At 54.0% G+C, this 14,851-nt stretch carries 15 protein-coding genes; 7 read left to right on the top strand and 8 right to left on the bottom strand.

From position 1 onward, the window contains the following. Positions 1–32 precede the first annotated feature (32 nt). Entirely contained in the window at positions 33–848 is an 816-nt protein-coding gene (locus tag TH19_RS15535) for a hypothetical protein (protein WP_114103263.1), read from the top strand. Between the two features lie 227 nt (positions 849–1,075). Then, entirely contained in the window at positions 1,076–2,074 is a 999-nt protein-coding gene (gene moaA, locus TH19_RS15530) for a GTP 3',8-cyclase MoaA (protein ID WP_114103262.1), read from the top strand. Here moaA and TH19_RS15525 read toward each other — a convergent pair. Both TH19_RS15525 and TH19_RS15520 read right to left on the bottom strand, forming a co-directional pair. Then, positions 2,071–2,454, bottom strand: a complete 384-nt coding sequence (locus TH19_RS15525; RefSeq protein ID WP_114103316.1) for a GIY-YIG nuclease family protein — start codon at positions 2,452–2,454, stop codon at positions 2,071–2,073. The two genes, moaA and TH19_RS15525, sit on opposite strands and share 4 nt — an antisense overlap. A gap of 71 nt (positions 2,455–2,525) precedes the next feature. Beyond that, on the bottom strand, positions 2,526–3,020 hold the full coding sequence (locus TH19_RS15520) for a glyoxalase superfamily protein (RefSeq protein ID WP_114103261.1): 495 nt from the start codon (positions 3,018–3,020) through the stop codon (positions 2,526–2,528). 310 nt (positions 3,021–3,330) lie between these two features. On the opposite strand from TH19_RS15520, the gene TH19_RS15515 reads away from it, so the two are divergent. The 4 genes from TH19_RS15515 (at position 3,331) to TH19_RS15500 (ending at position 7,431) form a co-directional block, all read left to right on the top strand. Beyond that, positions 3,331–3,564 carry a BolA family protein gene (locus TH19_RS15515; protein ID WP_114103260.1) on the top strand — a complete coding sequence of 78 codons (234 nt, stop codon included), beginning with the start codon at positions 3,331–3,333 and terminating at the stop codon, positions 3,562–3,564. Positions 3,565–3,710: 146 nt separating this feature from the next. Beyond that, positions 3,711–4,619: an EamA family transporter RarD gene (gene rarD, locus TH19_RS15510; RefSeq protein ID WP_114103259.1), complete on the top strand. Its 909-nt coding sequence runs from the start codon at positions 3,711–3,713 to the stop codon at positions 4,617–4,619. A 92-nt stretch (positions 4,620–4,711) separates the two neighbouring features. Beyond that, complete coding sequence (grxD, locus tag TH19_RS15505; protein WP_114103258.1) at positions 4,712–5,047, top strand: Grx4 family monothiol glutaredoxin; 336 nt, start codon at positions 4,712–4,714, stop codon at positions 5,045–5,047. 194 nt (positions 5,048–5,241) lie between these two features. Then, complete coding sequence (locus TH19_RS15500; RefSeq protein ID WP_114103257.1) at positions 5,242–7,431, top strand: mechanosensitive ion channel family protein; 2,190 nt, start codon at positions 5,242–5,244, stop codon at positions 7,429–7,431. Between the two features lie 36 nt (positions 7,432–7,467). Here TH19_RS15500 and TH19_RS15495 read toward each other — a convergent pair whose 3' ends face one another. The 5 genes from TH19_RS15495 to rpsD form a co-directional block, all read right to left on the bottom strand. Then, on the bottom strand, positions 7,468–8,409 hold the full coding sequence (locus TH19_RS15495; RefSeq protein WP_114103256.1) for an AEC family transporter: 942 nt from the start codon (positions 8,407–8,409) through the stop codon (positions 7,468–7,470). 97 nt (positions 8,410–8,506) lie between these two features. Beyond that, positions 8,507–10,021: a tripartite tricarboxylate transporter permease gene (locus TH19_RS15490; RefSeq protein WP_114103255.1), complete on the bottom strand. Its 1,515-nt coding sequence runs from the start codon at positions 10,019–10,021 to the stop codon at positions 8,507–8,509. Next, positions 10,018–10,524, bottom strand: a complete 507-nt coding sequence (locus tag TH19_RS15485) for a tripartite tricarboxylate transporter TctB family protein (RefSeq protein WP_114103254.1) — start codon at positions 10,522–10,524, stop codon at positions 10,018–10,020. Before TH19_RS15485 ends, TH19_RS15490 begins: the two co-directional genes overlap by 4 nt. A gap of 95 nt (positions 10,525–10,619) precedes the next feature. Continuing rightward, positions 10,620–11,600 (bottom strand): Bug family tripartite tricarboxylate transporter substrate binding protein, encoded by a 981-nt coding sequence (locus TH19_RS15480; protein WP_114103253.1) that lies wholly within the window; start codon positions 11,598–11,600, stop codon positions 10,620–10,622. A 624-nt stretch (positions 11,601–12,224) separates the two neighbouring features. Next, the gene (gene rpsD, locus TH19_RS15475) at positions 12,225–12,842 is read right to left on the bottom strand and encodes a 30S ribosomal protein S4 (protein WP_114103252.1); all 618 of its coding nucleotides are present in this window, start codon (positions 12,840–12,842) and stop codon (positions 12,225–12,227) included. Positions 12,843–13,321: 479 nt separating this feature from the next. On the opposite strand from rpsD, the gene TH19_RS15470 reads away from it, so the two are divergent. Continuing rightward, on the top strand, positions 13,322–13,906 hold the full coding sequence (locus TH19_RS15470) for a fasciclin domain-containing protein (protein WP_114103251.1): 585 nt from the start codon (positions 13,322–13,324) through the stop codon (positions 13,904–13,906). Positions 13,907–13,988: 82 nt separating this feature from the next. Here TH19_RS15470 and TH19_RS15465 read toward each other — a convergent pair whose 3' ends face one another. Next, positions 13,989–14,771 (bottom strand): RNA methyltransferase, encoded by a 783-nt coding sequence (locus tag TH19_RS15465; RefSeq protein ID WP_114103250.1) that lies wholly within the window; start codon positions 14,769–14,771, stop codon positions 13,989–13,991. Positions 14,772–14,851: the final 80 nt, after the last annotated feature.

Genomic DNA, 14,851 nt, shown 5'->3' with positions numbered 1-14,851 from the left:
ATATTCCGCCATAATCAAGGTCTGGACACTTCATGATTGCAGCCAACAAACCACCACGCGACAGCTTCAAGCAGCGCCACCATGTTGCCGCCTTCACCGTACTGGAACAATTTTCCCAGGGGCTGATCCATTTCGCGCGCAACCATGGCGGTGCGATCACCGAAGAACAGATTCTCAAGGCCATTGATGGCCTGCGCGAAAAAGAAGACCTGTTTGATGCGGCCTGGGCCGTGCTTGAAAGCGACCTTGAATCGATCAAGGCCCGCGAACATGCCGCAGTCCGCCATGATCCGTTTGGCCGTTTGCTTGTTTCGCGCTTTGATCACCTGCTTGAAGGCAGTACCGCGGGTGACATTGAACATGGTGCCCTGCCGCGTTCGATCCTGCAGCCGTTCTTCAAGGTGATCCGCATGATGGTCGGCATGGACATGCTTCAGGAAATCGACCGCGAAATTCATGAAATCATCGAAGCCCATGCCGACGAGGATGATGAACTGCGCGATCCGGCCGAATATTGGGATCACCTTGCCAAGGAACCGGCCGTCAAATTGCGGATCAATCTGGTCTTTGCGCGCATGGCCCTGCATTTCCGCGACTATGAACATCGCAAGAAATGGCTGCTTCAGCTGGTCAATGACAATCTGCCTGCTGGCGATGTTCCCTGGACCTTTACCGAGGCCCATTGCGTCCGTCTGCTCGATGCGCTGTTTGGTGATGTCCGTGAAATCCTGACCGTTCCGGAACAGTCCGCCGAACTGGTCGCGAAAATGGGCAGCGAAGATGTCGCAAGCCTGCGTGAAGTCATGAAATCGATTGATGCGGATATCGCCCGTCACGCTGCGGCGTAAGCCGGGCGCGGACAACCGCACATTTACCCAACGGTTACCCGTTACAGACATATGATCAAAGCCGCACAGCCGATATCTTTGGATATTGCCCGCGGCTTTTTTCTTTTCATCTGACGGAAAGGTGAATGCCCGACAGTTAATCGGGCTGGTCAACAGCGGGGCTGCTGTGCGACAGTTATGTTATAGAACACCCCGCGAAACTCAGAATAGTGTTGCAAACCAACGCCATGACCAAACCACTGATCGACAAATATGGCCGACATGTCTCGTACCTGCGCGTATCCGTAACGGATCGCTGCGATTTTCGCTGCACCTATTGCATGGCGGAAAACATGACATTCCTGCCCAAGTCCGAAGTCCTTTCCCTTGAAGAACTTGATCAGCTGTGCACGGCCTTTATCAATCGCGGTGTCCGCAAATTGCGCCTGACCGGCGGCGAACCGCTGGTGCGCCGTGGCATCATGGATTTGATTTCCGATCTGTCGCGTCATCTGAAAACCGGTGCGCTTGATGAACTGACCATGACCACCAATGGCAGTCAGCTTGCCACCTATGCCGATGATCTGGCCCGCCTTGGCGTCAAACGCCTGAACATCTCGCTTGATAGTCTCGATTCCCAGAAATTCACCGAAATCACCCGCCGCGGCCGCCTTGAACAGGTTCTCGCCGGGTTGGAGGCCGCCAAGGCCGCCGGGATCAGCATCAAGATCAACACGGTCGCGCTTCGGAATTTCAACGAAGATGAAATGTCGCGTCTGGTGTCATGGTGCGGCAAGGAAGGTTTCGATCTTTGCCTGATCGAAACCATGCCGCTCGGTGATATCGATGGCGACCGCACCGATCAGTATTTGCCGCTGACCGTGGTCCGTGAACGTCTGGAACAGGAATTCACCCTAATCCCGTCCGACCACGTCACCCCCGGCCCGGCCCGCTATACCACCGTGGCCGAAACCGGCGGGCGTCTGGGCTTCATCACGCCGCTCACCCATAATTTCTGCGAAGGTTGCAACCGAGTACGCGTGACCTGCACCGGTACGCTTTACATGTGCCTTGGCCAGGAAGACCACGTTGATCTGCGCGCCGCCCTTCGCACCGGCGATCCCCGCGCCCTTGATCAGATGCTTGATGCCGCCATGGACCTCAAACCCAAGGGCCATGATTTCGTCATCGACCGCAAAGGCCAGAAACCAGCTGTCGGTCGTCATATGAGTATGACCGGGGGCTAATTGCCTCCGCCATCAATCTTCGAAAAATCAGCGTCCCAACCGATCCGCATCTGTACCAGATGCGACGGGCAATCAGCGCAATCGCTGCTGCCAAAGCCGGGGACCGGAACAACTGTATTTGGTTCCTGAAACTTCGCCCGAAGTTCGCACTCGTTCCCGTCCGGCACCACCAGAACACTTACAACCCGCCCGACCCCGTTTGAAGTCAGTTCATCAACATGCCAGTGGGGTTTCTTGTCCTGCTTGCAGTGACGTTTGACGCGTGCGGCAATGCCGCCGGGGCCATTGGCCGAGCCGCAGTAAAGATAGGTGCCTTTGGCTAATATCGTTCCGGCGAAACGTTTGTTTTGAAGAGTCAGGTCAGTGGCGAGTTCGATCACCAAAACATATGCCCCGGCAACTTTGGGAAGCTGCCGGAGCGTTTCGTCATTTATCTCTTGGAAAAACCGGGTCACGAATTATCTGGATCGCGGAGCAGCAGATCAATCGAAAGCCCCGGTCCGGCCATGCCGTTGACCAGCACCGGTTCACAATGCTCGTTGATCCGGGCGGCAATGCGTTGGCGAAAACCGCTGAAGCGTTTTGAGGCAACCACGTCGACCGGTTCATCCAGATGCACCTCGACCCGGAACACGCCCGGTGTTGGCGTTGCCGTGACACTGCGGATCAGGCCGGTGACCGCATGACCAAGATATGATCCGGCAAAACGTTTGCCGATACCAAGGTCGGAAACATTGGTCGGGATATTGCGACGCGCCATGGCAACCGCCGTATTCCAATCGCGAAAACCGTGGCTTTGGGCCAGAAGTTCCAGCGATCCGGCATGTGATATCGAAACATCACGCGCAGCCAAGGCTTTGCGCAGGCGTTTGGCCTGTGCCTTGAATTGCTCGGTCGGGTCCGTGTCGATCTCGGCACGGCTGATATTGAGCGTATTAGAAGTCATTGTCGTCTCCACACAGGAGGCCGGGGGTCCGCATTGCCGGGCCGTACCCTGATCGGGAAACGGGTCCGATTTATCTATAAGCGCCCCTTTACCAAAGGATGAACCTTGCGGACGGCGGGTGTGCGCAACCCAAGGCTGGGTAATTAGCTTAATATCTTGCCCAAGACAAGCCTTGCAGCATCATTCACCAATGATTGATCCGCCCCCGTGCGCAGAAATTGACAGCCCCCGGCGCAACAACATATACCAGATAAAGCAGGTTATATCGGGCCCGCCAAGGATGCCCGATCAATTATAAGGAATAAACGCCATGGCCATGGAAGCCTATGAAATCGAAAGCATGATCAAGGAAGCCCTTCCTGATGCCGAGGTCCGTATCGAAGACCTGCGCGGTGATGGCGATCATTATGCAGCAATCGTTGTGTCTGAATCCTTCCGCGGCAAAACCCGCGTGGTTCAGCACCAGATGGTCTATTCCGCGCTGAAAGGCAAAATGGGCGGCGAACTTCACGCCCTTGCCCTTCAGACTTCTGCGCCGGAATAATCCCGCCAATCGGCATTTGGCAAACGCCAAGATCTTTTCGGGCGCCGGCATAAAATCGGCGCCCGATCTCGTTAAACCGGGAACGGCACGCCACCCACATGCAGTCCGGACCATGCAGCCCCATTAACTGACCACGGCTCATCAAAATGTCATCTCAGGATAAACCGGCTTTGATCGGTGCCGGACCGCTTGCCGGACTTGGTGCCTTTACCATCTGGGGCATTTTCGGCCTGTATTTCAAAATGGTGTCCTTTGCGGTGCCGCTTGAAATTCTGTCGCACCGGATCATCTGGTCGGCGGTTTTGACATTTGCGATGATTTTTGCGCTGGGCCGCCGCAAGCAACTCTGGGTGCTGATTTCATCGGCGCGCACCTTGGGGCTTTTGTTCCTGAGCAGCCTTTTGGTCGCCGGGAACTGGGTGATTTATATCTGGGCGGTCAATACCGGCAACGCACTTGAAGCAAGCCTTGGCTATTACATCATGCCGCTGATCATGCTGATTTTGGCGCGCATCTTCTTTGCCGAAAAGCTTAACCGCATCCAGATCCTGTCGGTTGGCATTTGTGCGCTGGGGGTTTTGAACCTTCTGGTGTCCTATGGGCATTTGCCCTGGATCGCGCTTAGCCTGTCGTCGCTTTTCGGGTTTTACGGGGTGATCCGCAAATTTGTCCCGGCCGATCCGATTGCCGGTCTTTTTGTTGAATGCGCCCTGATCACGCCCATTGCCCTGATCTATATGATCTGGCTGCATGCACAGGGCGACATGGCGTTTGGCAATACCGGCCTTACCAATGATTTGCTGTTTATCGGGCTTGGGGTTTGCACCACGATCCCGCTGATCATGTTTGCCTATGCCGCCCGGAACATGAAATTTTCGGTGCTGGGACTGATGCAGTATCTTAATCCCACCCTGCAATTCTTTGTCGCGGTTCTGGTATTTGGCGAAACCTTTACCAGTGCGCATATGGTGACGTATGGGCTGGTGTGGTTCGGACTGGCTGTTTTCACCTGGGATAACCTGCACAACGTGCGCAAAAACCGCCGCAACAGTTGACAGAACCACAGGTTCCAGCCATATCTTCGGCCATAAAAGTTTAATCTGTTTCCGCGGACGAGAGATCGCCGCCCAAGCCAAGGACAATCATTATGACCGACAATCCGGTTTTCGATCGCATCCAGAAGGACATTAACGATAACGACATCGTTCTGTTCATGAAGGGTACTGCAATGTTCCCGCAGTGCGGTTTCTCTGCTGCTGTGGTTCAGGTCATGGCGGAACTCGGCGTTCAGTTCAAAGACGTCAACGTTCTGGTCGATCCGGCAATCCGTCAGGGCATCAAGGACTTCTCCAACTGGCCGACCATTCCGCAGCTTTATGTTAAAGGCGAATTCGTTGGCGGTTGCGACATCGTTCGTGAAATGTTTGCGTCGGGCGAACTGGCCCAGCACATGAAAGACAAGGGCGTTGCTGTCGCTGCCTAAGGCGCGATAGATACCCGATCAGAAAACGCGCTGTGCAATATCGCCAGCGCGTTTTTTCTTGCCCACCGGTCTGGAAAACACATCTTTTGCGTTTATTGAACCGATGCTGGCAAAACTATTCCTTGATGACTTGCCCGAACTTCCCCATCTTTGATGGATGCGATCACATCGCGTCACTGGGGGAAGTTTCGGGGATGAAACACGCAATTAAATCAATCGTCTGTCTGGCACTTATGGTCTTTGCTGCGGGCGTGACATTACCCAATGCACCGGCATTTGCGCAGGCAGCGGCCCTTGCCGCCATCGCAAGTTCCAGTGACAACACGTCCCCCCCGACAAGTGTCGCAAGTGACGTCGCCGCCGATACATTCAGTTATTACGAATTCCTCGACGAAGGCGTTGAACGCACCCAGGAACGCATCGCCGAAACACAGGCAGGCCTGACCAATTTCGGTGCGGAGTGGGATGCGACTTCCACATACCTATCAACCGATGTCGGCTCCCGGGGCTTGATACATCTGATCATGTTTACCGTGATCTTTGTTGGTGTCGGGATCATTGCCGAGCTGATTTATCGTCGGGCAACCGCCCCGATGTGCGCCTTTGTTGAAGCGCAAACCCCGACCCTGTTCGTCAACAAGCTCAAACAGATTGCGGTTCTGTCCGTTCTGTCGATCCTGTCTTTGACGGTCTTTGCCATCGGGTCCATCGGCACTTTCATGATCTTTGACTGGACCGAGATCATGAAAAAGGCGCTGATGTCGCTTTTGATGGCGTTCTTTATGCTGCGCATTCTGATGATAGCCCTGCAATTCCTGTTTGCGCCAAAGGCCGACGGGTTGCGGATGATCAATCTTGATCCGTTGGCGGCAAGGAGACTGAGCAAGACCATCACGATTGCCGCGGCCGTGTCGCTGTTTTCATTCGGATTGGCCGGGGTGTTTAGCGCCGCCGAAACCATGGTGACAAGCGATATCATCCTGTTTGATATGGCTGTTATCATCACTGTGGCGTCGTTCTGTATCGCCAGCCTGTCACTTGGCCGGTTCTTTGCCGTCCATAAATCCGGCGATCAGATAGAAGCCATCGCCCTGCCGACGTCAATCGCACGCTTGTGGCCGACAATTGTCTGTGCATGGCTGATCGTCACCGGGGCGACCGCCATTATCGGGGCCGAACGCGGGCTTAAGGCCCTTCTGGCGATTGGCTTTGCCTGTTTGTTTGATGTCGTCTTGCGCAACATCATCGAAAGCCAGCATCGCAAAAAGGCACAAGTCGCCGAACAGCTTGCCCACGAACAAAACGCCGCCGCCGAGGCCGCCGCAATCGAGACCGACGAAGAGTTCGAACCGGTTAAACCCAAAATGCCGGTCTTTACCAGCGTTCTGAAACGGGCGGTGCGCCTTCTGGCACTTGTCTTTGTTTTGGCCAGCATGTGGCGCATCTGGGGATTGGATCGCCTGGCACTTTCGACAGATGCCGGGATCTTTGCCCGGATCATTGATGCCTCGACCGAGATCATCATGGTCCTTTTGATTGCCGATCTCGTCTGGTCACTGACCCGCACCTATCTTGACGAACGCATGAGCAGCAGCAATCAGGGAAATGCCGGGGATGAGGGCGGCGGAACCGGCCTTTCGCGCATTGAAACCCTTTTACCGTTGCTCAAGAACTTTGCCCTGACCGTGATTGTTATCATGGTCATCATGTTGACCCTGTCATCACTGGGCGTTGATATCGGGCCGCTGATTGCCGGTGCCGGTGTGGTCGGCTTGGCCCTTGGTTTTGGCAGTCAGGCACTGGTCCGTGACGTTGTCGCCGGGGTTTTCTTCCTGCTTGATGATGCGTTTCGCCTTGGCGAATATATCGAAGTCGATAACCTGCGCGGGCGGGTCGAAAACATTTCCATCCGCTCGATGCAGTTACGCCACCATCGCGGCCCGCTTCAAACCATCCCGTTTGGCGAGATCAAATCAATCGTCAACCACAGCCGTGACTGGGTGATCGTCAAACTCGAATTCCGGGTGCCGTTCGATACCGATGTCAACAAGATCAAGAAGCTGGTCAAAAAGCTGGCGGCGGAGCTTTTGAATGATCCGCTGATCGGGGACAGCTTCATCGAACCGTTAAAGTCCCAGGGCGTACGCCGGATGGAAGAATTCAACATGGTGATCGGGCTTAAATATACCTCCAAGCCCGGCGAACAATTCACCATCCGCAAAACCGTCTATCAAAGCGTTCTGGCGATGTTCAAGGAAAACGGTATCCAGATGGCATCACGCAACGTCAAGGTCGACGTCCCCGCCGATGCCACGCCCGAACAGAAACAGGAAGCCGCCGCCGCCGCCGCCCAACAGGCATCAGAGCAGCAAATGCAGCCCTAGCCTGCCTGCGCTCCACGAACCTGTTTGAAATTTTCGTCAGTCAAAGGCCAGGAAAATGGCCAGCACCGGCAAAACAATCAAGGCAAGGACGGTCGCCACCAGCATGGTGGTGGCCGTCCGTTCGCGCGCGGTTTCATAGGTTGACGCCATCAGAACCGAATTCACACCCGGCGGCAGGGCCGCGATGATAATGGCTGGTGCCAGACTTTGCATCGGAACCCCCAACATCATGCCAATCACAAAGACCAGGGCGGGCATCAGGCAGACCTTGGCAACAGCACCGATAATACTCGCCCCAAGATTGCCGCGCAGTTTCTGGCCGTAAATGCCCGCCCCGATCAGCAACAGGGCAATTGGCGGCATCGCAGACTTCAGCATGCCCAAAAAGGTGGTCGCGAACTGCGGCACGGGGATTTCAAAGGATGCAACAATCACCCCGCACAGGATGGCGACGATAATCGGATTGCAGATTTGCGCACGCAGGGTTTTAACGACGATGGCGGCCGGATTACCGCTTCGATTGCGTGTCCATTCCAGCAACATGATCGTCAAAGTCAAAAGGCTGATGGCGTGGATACAAAGAATGGTCGCCAGAACAAGCAGTCCCTGATGCCCGAACAGAATATCCACCACCGGGATTCCCAACATCCCGATATTGGAAAAGATCGCCCCGAAGGCCAGAACGATTGCCTCGGGCGTGCTGTTTCCCTTGGTCAGGCGCAGGACGATAAAAACAGAAATGGCCGTCAGCGCGACGGCACCGTAATAGGCGATCCAGATCGACAGATTGAACAGTTCAGACACCCGGTTTGCTGAAATTGTAACAAACAGGGTCGCCGGAATAAGCGTCCAAAACGTCATCTTGGTCATGCCGGCAATTGATGCCTTCTCTACCAAACCGATCTTGGCCAGCCCGTATCCCATCGCCACCAGCAGGAAAATCGGGCCAAGTTGATCGACAAGGTTAATCAGCATCATAGTTCCAGTTCATGGTATGCATTGACAGTGTCAAAAAAGAAAAGGCCACCTGCCTCGGGAAGGAAACGAGGCAGATGGCAAGTTCAGCAGGAGATTGTCAAGCCTTGGGTGTTTTCGGCACTCGAATGACCATGAAATAGAAGAAGATAGCTGTCAGGACCAGGAAGAACAGACTGTCGGGACTGGTCACGAATGTCAGCGGATTTCCGTCATTCAATGACAGCGAACGACGCAAATACTGTTCAAGATCCGGCCCCAGAATAAAGCCCAGCAACAAGGTCACGGTCGGGTAGTTCTGCTTGCGCAGGAAGAAGGCCAGAACACCAAAGACAAGGGCCAGCATCATCTGGAACGGCGAATAGGTCGCGACATAGCTTCCGACCAGCGCCACAACCGCGATGCAGGAATATAAAAGCGCCTTGCGGATCGAAACGATTTTGACGAAGTACGGCCCCAGAAGGAACAGCGTCAACGGGATCAAAATCAGGGCACTGATCAAAAGCGATGCGAACATCGGTGCGATCAGATCAAGCTGCGTATCAAGCAGCCGCGGCCCGGGTTGCAGACCATTGATCACCAGAACGCCCAGAACGATTGCCGTGGTCGGATCCCCCGGAATACCGAACATCAGCATCGGCACGAAAGCCCCGCCGCACATGGAATTGTTCGCCGTTTCCGCAGCGGCAATGCCTTCGCGCGATCCTTTACCATATTCTTGCGGTTTCTTTGATTTCCGCATGGCTTCGGCATAGGACACAAAGGCCGCCATCGATCCGCCAGCCCCCGGCAGAACACCAATGAAATATCCGATCAGCGCACTTTTAAGATAGGTAAAGACACCGATTTCCCGAATTTCACGCAAGGGTGGCAGGAAATCCCTGCGCCGGATCGGCGCCAGCTTGCGCGTATCGACATCAATCGCAAGCGGATCACGGCGTTGATAGGCCTGATACAGGATTTCACTGATGGCAAAGGTGCCGATGATCAACGGCATCATGTCGATACCTTCAACCAGCGCCTCAGTCCCAAAGTTAAACCGCGCAATCGGTTGCATGACATCAATACCGATTGTCGCAATCATAATCCCCAGAAGGGTCGCAACCATACCCTTGGCAATCGCATCGCGCTGGGAAATGACGATCACGACCATCGCAAACAGGATCAGCGAAAATTTGCCCGGCGTCTGGATCAGCAACGAGACCTTGGCGGCAACAGGGGTCAATGCGATCAACAACAATGCGCCAACCACGCCACCAATCATCGAGCCAAGGGCGGCATGACCAAGGGCATTCGCACCATAGCCCTGTTTCATCAGGGCATAGCCCTCGATCGAGGTCATCATGGATGATGGCGCACCCGGAATATTGATCGTGGTTGCGGTGATTGATCCGGCATACATGCCGGACATGAAGATTGATGCGCACATCACCAGCGCCGGAACAACATCAAGGCTGTAGGTAATCGGCAATAACAGCGCAATCGCCAGAACCGACGTCAAACCGGGAACACTGCCAAAAAAGGTCCCGATCAAAAAGCCGACAATCATGTAGGCCAGAACTTCCGGGGATGCGAGGGCACTAAACCCGCCGAGAATTTCGACAATGAAATTCATGGTAGCAGCCCCTCCAGCAACGGTAGACGAACCTGGAAAATCACAGCAAACAACACATAAAACACGCCGGTAATGATCACGGAATAAGCGATGCGACGAAGCTGCCCGGTATTTTCAAGCTTGAAGAGAAACAGCAGCGCATAGACATAAAGGAAGGTCGAAATCGGATAACCGACGGTCTTGAACGCCGCGATATAAAGGGCGGTAACACCGACAACCTTAATCGGAACGACAAGCGATGTTTCCTCGTCCGATGTATCTTGTGTTTCGCTATCAGCGGCACTTTGTGCCTTTGAAGTCATAAGGACATCGCGAAAAACAAAACCCAGTGCGAGATACATTAAGATTGATGCAAGAACCGGAACGAAAGACGGTCCGACCAATCCTTCGTCGAACTGAGGGGTAATTTGAAGTGCAGTGGCAAGGTAGATAGTCGTAATGATCAGCAAGAAAAGAAGCATCAGAATGCTTTCCCGTCTTGCGGCAATGCTGGAAGATGACATTGCGGCGAACTCCGTTCCGGCAGTGCTCAACCCAAACAGGTCCGGACAGCCACCATATTTTGATGATGCGCCGTCCGAACCGTATCCGGGACTAGTTACTTCTTGATAACGCCCTGATCGACCAGGGTCTGCATCTGATCAAACAGGGTCTTCTGCGTACCGTCGGCCCATTCGGTTACCTCGTCGGTGCCAAGCCAGTTCGGCGATACACCAACTTTGGAAACCCATTCCTGGAACTCGCTGCTTTCAAGCGCGGACTTGTAGCTGGCTTCGATCTTTGCAACGACGTCATCGGGCGTATTTGCCGGTGCTGCAAGAACGATGAAGCTGCCGATCTGAAGATCAACGCCTTCTTCCTTGGCGGTCGGGACGTCCGGGAAAGTCGGGTTACGGCTGTCAGAGAATTCAACAAGACCGCGAACATCACCGCCCTCGATCAAGGCCGAGAAATCCCCCATGCTGGTTGCGACCACGTCGACTTCTTTCGACAGGATGGCTTCCTTCTGCGGGGCAGCACCACCCGGATAGGCAATCAACTTGAACTCGGTGCCGGTTTTTTCCTGGAACTGCAACATCGCAAGATGCAAACGCGAACCGGTGTTCTGAATGGCAACCTTGATTGTTCCCGGATTTGCTTTGGCTGCGGCAATCAGGTCAGCAACGGATTTGTACGGTGCGTTGGACGAAACCAGAATTGCATCAGGTTCGCTGGTCACACGCGCAATCAGTTTCAGCTTTTCAAGCTTGTAGGTCGGCAGAAGCCCCTGCCACGGAACAGTGACAACACTGTCATAGGTCAGCGAACCGACGGTATAGCCGTCCGGACGTGCTTTCATGACCTGCATGACGCCGGTCGCGCTGATGCCGCCTTCGATATTTTCCGCATAGACCGACTGGCCGATTTCTTTTTCGGCAATCGTGCTCAGCTTACGGACGATCCCGTCGGTACCGCCACCGGCACCCCATGGGATCACCATGCGGATATCTTTTGTCGGATAGTCAGCAGCAAATGACTGGCCACCAAAACCAATGGTGAATGCCAGCGCAGCGCCAGCGATTTTCAAAAGTGATTTCATTGTTTCCTCCGTGATGTCCTGCCCTTGAAGACAGGGAACTTCTTTTTGCCGTCGGTGCTTCGCACTTCTTTTTGACCGGCGCGGGTACAAGCTCGTTTTACAGGGCCGCCTTACTTTTAAAATTCATAAGATGAATGGTTATCTGACAACTTGTTTTGCGGACTCTCACCCGGAATGCAAGACAACCTCTGCTTCTTCACCGCAAGGACACTGATATGCGGTGATTTCATTCTGCGCGACACTGTAGGAAATAGAATAAAGGATGTAAATAACATATTATGACATTGTCATTACCGAAACCCGAATACCGGCCAAAAACCGCCAATCAATGCGGGAATCACCAAAATTCATCATATGAAAATTTTAAAAAATAACACTCATAATACAATTATCATCCGCTGTTTTACCGGTCCAATCCCCGCCGGATAGACCACAAACCCGTCGCCCCGAATCCTTCCACCAGAATTCAGACAACAAAAAAAAGCGCCCGCTTTCCCGCGGACGCCTTCGTATCGTCTTGTCGCAAAATCCATAAGGATCAACGCAAATGGAATTCAACAAACAAAAACGCCCGCTGTTTCCAGCGGGCGTCTTCGTATCGTTTCGTCGTGAAATCCGTAAGGATTAACGCGAGTAGAATTCGACGACCAGGTTCGGCTGCATCTGAACCGGGTACGGAATTTCTGCGAATTTCGGAACGCGAACGAAGGTACCTTTGAAGGCTTTCGCATCAACGTCGAGATATTCCGGAACGTCACGTTCTGCAAGGGTAGCAGCTTCGAGAACCATCGGGATTTCACGCGAAGCGGATTTCACTTCGACAACGTCACCTTCCTGAACCAGGTAGGACGGAATGGTTACTTTCTTGCCGTTGACAAGAATGTGGCCGTGGTTAACGAACTGACGTGCAGCAAACACGGTCGGAACGAATTTCATGCGGTAGATAACCGCGTCAAGGCGCTGCTCAAGGATACCAACGAGGGTTTCCGAGGTGTCACCCGGACGGCGCGATGCTTCTTTGAAGTAACGCAGGAACTGTTTTTCGGAGATGGAACCGTAGTAGCCTTTGAGCTGCTGTTTAGCGAACAGCTGGGTACCATAGTCGGTCGGCTTCTTACGACGGGTTGCGCCGTGCATGCCTGGTGCGTATTCGCGCTTGTTCAGCGGCGACTTTGCACGACCCCAAAGGTTAACGCCAAGGCGACGGTCAATCTTATGCTTTGCAGCAATACGTTTCGACATTTTGTAACTCTCTTTTTTTAAAGATCACTTATTGTCCCGATAGTTTCCGAAGGCCCGGAACACGGACATACGGAACGGGGACGAAAACACCTGTTTCGACCCGCTTTCTCGGAAGTGAGGCGCAATATAGAGATGATTGATCAAGAGTCAAACATTAATCGCCGCCCGTGACTTGCATACAAGCCCTGCGTTTCTGCCGCATTGAGCCGGTTTGACACTGCGCCTTCTTTTCCCACATCCCCCGCCGTTGCGCAATGCCCGGCTCCGCTCGCCCTAACCCCTTGGTAAAAAAAACATCATCAAATCTGAAACCCGATGGCACAGCCCTGCGTAGCTTCGGGTGGAATGCGTGCTCGAACAGGAAAAACCGATGACAAAGTCGGCTCTTGGGAATGACAGAAACCCTGATTTCACGCGGCAGAAGCACGCACAAGAACAAACCGCGCCGCGGAGGCAAACTGACAAGGACACCTTTTTAGATGTTTAAGAACACCAAGATGGTCATCGCCGCATCGGTCATCGCACTCAGCCTCGGCGCTTGTGCCGGGAATACAGGTTCCGACCACGCAATGTCGGACGAGAAAACCGTAATGGTCGGTGGCGCGCCAATGTATCCGTCCAAAAATATCGTTGAAAATGCGGTGAATTCCAAAGACCACACCACGCTGGTCGCAGCCGTTCAGGCCGCCGGTCTGGTTGACACTCTGGCAAGTCCCGGCCCGTTCACAGTCTTTGCACCGACAAATGCCGCCTTCGCCAAACTGCCCGACGGTACGGTCGATACCCTGCTTAAACCTGAAAACAAGGCAACCCTGACCAAGGTTTTGACCTATCACGTTGTCCCGGGCACCCTGACCGCGGCCGATCTGATGGAAAAGACCAAGGCGATGGGCGGCAAATATGAAATGACCACCGCATCGGGTGGAACCATCACCGCCGAAATGAAAAATGGCGGCCTTTACGTCGTGGATGACAAAGGCCAGTGGTCAAAAATCACCATTGCCAATGTCATGCAATCAAACGGCGTTATCCACGTCGTCGACACGGTTCTTTTGCCGGGCTGATTGCGTCCCAACATAGCCGCCCGCAAAAGACAACACCCGGCCATAAAGGCCGGGTGTTTTGCATTGCCCGTGACGGCAAAAATCAGCCCTTGGCTTTGAACTTGCCACCGCGCATGGCAACAATCATCCCGCGCAGGGTCTGAACCTCCTGATGGGTCAGGTTTGCACGGTTAAAGATGTTGCGAATATTACGCTGCATGTTCGGGCGCTTTTCCTCGACCCGGAAGAAACCCGACTCATCAAGCTCGGCCTCCAGATGAACAAACAGGCGCTCCATATCATCCTTGGTCGCCGGGAAGGTGTCATTCATCATCATCTGATAATCGGGCACATCGACACCGGCCTGCCACCATTCATAGCCGATCAGAAGAACTGCCTGCGCCAGATTAAGTGACGTGAAACCGGGATTAAGCGGCACAGTCACAACCGCATCACCCATGGCGATGTGTTCATTGCGCACCCCGGTCCGTTCCGGACCAAACATCACGCCAACTTTTTCACCACGTGAAATCACATTGCGCATTTCCGGCGCCAGACCCTTGGGGGTAAAGACCGGCTTGATTGCATCGCGGGTACGTGCCGTTGTCACATAAACACGGTTCAGATCGGCAAGCGCATCTTCTTCGCGTTCGAACACCTTGGTGTTATCAATGACGATATCGGCACCCGACGCATTGGCCGTCGCCCGCTCATTGGGCCAGCCATCGCGTGGCCGCACCAGACGCAAATCAACCAGACCACAATTCAGCATCGCGCGCGCCGCCTTGCCGATATTATCGCCAAGCTGCGGTTCAATCAGAATGATTACGGGCGGATTGGCAATGCCCCCTGTTTCGGGCTTGGCACTCCCTACGGCGTCGCTCATCGGGTCAGATCTCCGGTCGTGATATGCGGGGTGGTGACGGATATTCCCGTCCATATTGGCGCTTACTTAGCAAAAGCCAA

Source organism: Thalassospira profundimaris (assembly GCF_003326675.1).
Taxonomy (GTDB): Bacteria; Pseudomonadota; Alphaproteobacteria; order Rhodospirillales; family Thalassospiraceae; genus Thalassospira; species Thalassospira aquimaris.
This window is presented reverse-complemented; position numbering and strand designations above follow the sequence as displayed.